This is a genomic window from Klebsiella sp. 28, assembly GCF_018223905.1.
GTDB lineage: Bacteria > Pseudomonadota > Gammaproteobacteria > Enterobacterales > Enterobacteriaceae > Klebsiella > Klebsiella pneumoniae.
Genome location: NZ_JAGRQY010000170.1, coordinates 1 through 4248, shown reverse-complemented (window position 1 = coordinate 4248; position 4248 = coordinate 1). Strand labels below are relative to the sequence as shown.

Here is a 4248-nt window from a genome sequence, read left to right as displayed (position 1 = left end):
GCCGGGGAGATGACCATCATCGCACCGAGAATAACCGCCCCGATGGCCACCACCCATCCCCCTGACAAGCCCCCTACAGACAGGATAACCGCCAGCATCGCAGCCATATAAAGCGTATGATGTCCGGTCAGAAAGATGTACTTTAATGGCGTTAGACGCGCCAGGGCGATATTGATCAGCATGCCCAATACCATAATGGTGGCGGTTTCCGTGCCGTAATTCTTCTGCGCCAGAGCGGCCATGGCATCAGTGTTGGGCACCACGCCCTGAATATGGAAAGAATGTTCAAATAACTGGCTAAAGATGGTTAACGTATAGGCTATAATACCGGCGCCGGCGGTCAATATGACAAAACCCATGATGGTTTTCAGCGTGCCTGAAATAACGTCTGAAATTCCTTTTTTTTGCAACAGCAGACCGATCAGTGAAAATAAACCAACCAGTATCGCCGGTGTTCCTAGCACATCATAAATAAGAAAATGAAGCATGTTAAACTCCACGAATCAGATAGCCGTTGCTTAAATGTTTTCTGCTAAAATTTCTTTAATTTTATTGTTATCAAGTAAATTACTTAATCCAACGACCTTTGCAGAGTGACTGCTAAGATGTTCTGCAATGTCTTTAGCGCTGAGAATAAGATCGGCAGTTTCGCTTTTTGCCGACGTCAGGTCGGTATGTGCGACTTCAGCTTCTTTATTCATTTCGGCAAGGATCTTTTTGACATTCATTTCAACGATGAAGCTGCTGCCCAAACCATTACCGCACACGATAAGCACTTTTTTCATTCTGTTTTCCTTCAGTCAATAACGGCCTGAATCGCCTTGCTATCATCGGCATTTAACAATCGGTGTAACTTTTGCTGATCGCTAAAGATTTCAGCCAGTTCACCAATCATCGTGATATGTTCATTTCCGGAACGAGCGCATAGCATGATTACCACGTATACCGGATCGTTCTCTGTCGAGCCGAACGACACCCCTTCTTTAATATGAAGAAGCGATAATCCATTTCTTAACCCCCCCTGTTCAGGACGGGCATGAGGCATCGCCAAGCCGGGAGCTAATACGTAATAGGGCCCAAGTTCTTTATGGCTTTGCAAAATCGCCTCAATATACGACCCGGCTATATACCCTTGCATCAGCAAGGGTTCTGCTGCAAGTCGAACGGCATTTTCCCAGCTATCTATTGAGTTAATGACTTTAATTTTATCCGGGGTTAACCAGTCTCTGATCATATGCTCTCCCGAGGGGGTCTATGTGCTGCACTATAAACAGCTAAATAAAATGCAACTGTGATACACCTCCCAAAGTTAGCGCTAACAAAGAAAAATGTTAAAAAGTGCGTTACCGCTAACACTGACTATAATGTGCTTTCCCCCTCGCTGTGGTAAGTTATAATGCGATTCGCAGATATACTTTCGTTATATTTTATTTTTCAAACGGTTGGTGATTTTGGTGAAGAGTTTAGACGCGGACGGTAGCCCGAAAGAAAAACGACGTAAAGGAACGGGTAAGATAACCCTGACCGAGGTGGCTGAGTTTGTCGGTGTGAGCGCCATGACCGTCTCGCGAGCGCTGAGAATGCCTGAAAAAGTGAATCCTGAGCTTCGCGATCGCATCGATGCGGCCGTCAGTCAACTCGGCTATGTCCCTAATCTGCAGGCACGTAATCTGGCGTCGGTCCATTCCGATCTTATTCTCGCCGTCGTCTCCACCTTCTCTTCACCGGGTTTTTTGCCGGTCTCTGAAGCGCTGCAAAAAGTGCTGACCGAACGCGGATATACCATGATGTTTATGGAATCCGGGCATGACGGTCAAAGTGAACAAAAGACGTTTGAAAAAATGCTCGCCTATAACCCGGCGGCCATTATTCAGTTCAATATCGATACCATTGAGAGCTGCACCCAGCTGCTGGCCAACGTGGATGTTCCTATTCTGGAAATTGGCGCGCTAAATACCCACCCTGTGGGTATGTGCATCGGCGTGGATTACGGTAAGGCCGTAAAACAGATCGTGACTCATCTGGCCGACGCCTCATTAAAAAACATCGCACTGCTCTGTACCCCGGCTAATAACACAATGTTTCGCCAGTTGCTGAGCGGTTGGAATACGGCGATGCTCGCTCTGAACCGCTCCCCGCACCGGGTGGTAACCACGCATTTGCCATCCACCATCGCCACAGGCGTCAATATATTCAAGGATATGATGATTACCTGGGGCGATCTGGATGCGTTAATTTGCACGTCGGATGAAATGGCCTGTGGATGTATGATGGCCTGCCACAGTGCCGGCATCAAGGTGCCCAATACCGTAGCCATTGCGAGTTTAGGCGGAGGAGTGTTATCGACAGTCTGTTCCCCTGCCCTGACAACCGTTGAGTTTCCCTGGCATGACATTGGGGTGAAAGCCGGTAAAGCCCTTCTCGAACTGCTTAACGATAAGCCTGGTGAAAAGTTCATTGAAATTCCGTCAGTGCTCAAAGTCCGGGCCAGTACCGCGGCATGAGTTTAATATAGGGCGATAAGGCTTCCCCTATCTAGTATCTGTGTGTGGTAGCCAGGGTTTCTACCAGGAAGAATGTCTCTCTGCGAGAGTCCATACAATAAATGCCCAGCTCATAAAGCAAAAAATAGTCGGGACAGTAGCGTTTTTTCGCTACTAAGCGGGTAAACCGCCAGCCTCATTTCCCGTTTATCTTGCCAGCCGTCCCAGGCGGTGATTTCGTAGCCTCGACCCGCCTGGGCGGCTTTGCACTGAAGTCCGTCTAGCGCCAGTCCAGGGTATACGATGTCTCCTAAGCCAGTTAGCAGGTAAAGCGCACCGCGATAATTCATTTGCACCGCCCTGGTGCCGCACATTCACCATGCCGCCCCCCGTCAGACATGCCCTCATTACATTAACCACTTGAATATAAAAACTTATTTTATATGGCACGTTTAATGCTCTTCGCTTGTATACCGCAATGTGGACAAGAACGTATGCCATATGGCCACAACAGGTCGCCAGTCTGCGGTCGCAACCTTCCCCTTTCTGTGAGGCATCCAGGGTGGATGCGTTTCACGGAAGCCTGCTTACTGAAAACGGAGAACAACATGACGACACTCAGCGAACCGTTGGTTACCCCGAAATATGGCAAATGGCGCCAGCTGGTGCTGGGCCTGATCTGTATGGCCGCCATCTCCAGTCCGCAATATGTCTGGACGCTGTTGACAAAACCCCTGGCCGCCAAACTTGGCGTCGGTCTGCCAGAATTGCAGGTCACCTTCTCACTACTGATCATCCTGCAGACCTTCTTTTCCCCTTTTCAGGGGCGGTTAGTGGAAAAATTTGGCCCACGGCGGCTGATCGCTATTGGCACGGTGATGGCGGGAATGAGCTGGGTGCTTTCCGCGCAGGTGAATGGCCTGGCAACGCTCTGGCTGGTTTATGGCTGCATGGGCGGCCTCGGGACCGGGATCGTCTACATCGGCGTTGTCGGCCTGATGGTCAAATGGTTCCCACAGCAGCGGGGATTCGCCGCCGGCGCGGTGGCGGCGGGCTACGGGATGGGGGCCATCATAACCACCTTCCCCATCTCCCTGTCGCTGACCACTAACGGCCTTGAACACACGATGACGACTTTCGGGATCCTTTTCGCCCTCGTCGGCTTCCTCGCCAGTCAGGGGCTGAAGCTGCCGCCCCCTGCTGTCTCCCAGCCCGTCAGTCAGACGGTGGTGCAGAGCAGCAGATCGTTTACTTCCCGGGAAATGCTGCGCCAGCCGCTGTTCTGGCTGATGTTCGCCATGATGGCGATGATGTCGACTTCCGGGCTGATGGTCACTTCGCAGATGGCGGTGTTCGCCGAGGATTTCGGCATTAGCCAGGCGGTGGTGTTTGGCATGGCGGCGCTGCCACTGGCGTTAACGATAGACCGCTTTACCAACGGCTTAACCCGGCCGCTGTTTGGGTTTATTTCCGACCGCTTCGGCCGCGAGCAAACCATGTTTATCGCCTTTGCGCTGGAGGGGGTAGCGATGATGCTCTGGCTGGCGTGCCGGGAAGATCCGCTGCTGTTTGTCCTGCTCTCCGGGGTGGTGTTCTTTGGCTGGGGGGAGATCTTCTCGCTCTTCCCGTCGACGCTCACCGATACGTTCGGCAGCGAGCAGTGCCGCCAGCAACTATGGCTGGCTGTATATTTCGCAGGCCATCGGGTCAATCTTTGGCGGTCCGCTGGCGGCACTGCTCTATCAGCACACTCACGGCTGGCATG

Annotated in this window: 5 protein-coding genes and 1 pseudogene; 2 read left to right on the top strand and 4 right to left on the bottom strand. The window is 51.6% G+C overall.

Annotated features, from left to right (window positions below; all coding sequences use genetic code 11):
- The 3 genes from KHQ28_RS23985 to KHQ28_RS23975 all read right to left on the bottom strand — a co-directional run.
- A partial coding sequence (locus tag KHQ28_RS23985; protein ID WP_279355072.1) for a PTS transporter subunit IIC occupies positions 1-488 on the bottom strand: 488 nt, incomplete at its 3' end.
- Between the two features lie 30 nt (positions 489-518).
- Entirely contained in the window at positions 519-785 is a 267-nt protein-coding gene (locus KHQ28_RS23980) for a PTS sugar transporter subunit IIB (RefSeq protein WP_004176134.1), read from the bottom strand.
- An 11-nt stretch (positions 786-796) separates the two neighbouring features.
- The gene (locus KHQ28_RS23975) at positions 797-1234 is read right to left on the bottom strand and encodes a PTS sugar transporter subunit IIA (RefSeq protein WP_032418950.1); all 438 of its coding nucleotides are present in this window, start codon (positions 1232-1234) and stop codon (positions 797-799) included.
- Between the two features lie 217 nt (positions 1235-1451).
- On the opposite strand from KHQ28_RS23975, the gene KHQ28_RS23970 reads away from it, so the two are divergent.
- On the top strand, positions 1452-2504 hold the full coding sequence (locus tag KHQ28_RS23970) for a LacI family DNA-binding transcriptional regulator (protein WP_032418949.1): 1053 nt from the start codon (positions 1452-1454) through the stop codon (positions 2502-2504).
- Positions 2505-2614: 110 nt separating this feature from the next.
- Here KHQ28_RS23970 and KHQ28_RS23965 read toward each other — a convergent pair whose 3' ends face one another.
- Positions 2615-2833, bottom strand: a complete 219-nt coding sequence (locus KHQ28_RS23965) for a hypothetical protein (RefSeq protein WP_014343071.1) — start codon at positions 2831-2833, stop codon at positions 2615-2617.
- Positions 2834-3049: 216 nt separating this feature from the next.
- On the opposite strand from KHQ28_RS23965, the pseudogene oxlT reads away from it, so the two are divergent.
- Positions 3050-4248, top strand: a pseudogene (gene oxlT / locus KHQ28_RS23960) (oxalate/formate MFS antiporter); the annotation flags it as partial.

What these genes read in the sequence shown, in the direction of transcription:
- KHQ28_RS23975 (WP_032418950.1), bottom strand. Translation starts at nt 1,234, where the DNA reads ATGATCAGAGACTGGTTAACCCCGGATAAAATTAAAGTCATTAACTCA.
- KHQ28_RS23965 (WP_014343071.1), bottom strand. Translation starts at nt 2,833, where the DNA reads ATGAATTATCGCGGTGCGCTTTACCTGCTAACTGGCTTAGGAGACATC.
- KHQ28_RS23980 (WP_004176134.1), bottom strand. Translation starts at nt 785, where the DNA reads ATGAAAAAAGTGCTTATCGTGTGCGGTAATGGTTTGGGCAGCAGCTTC.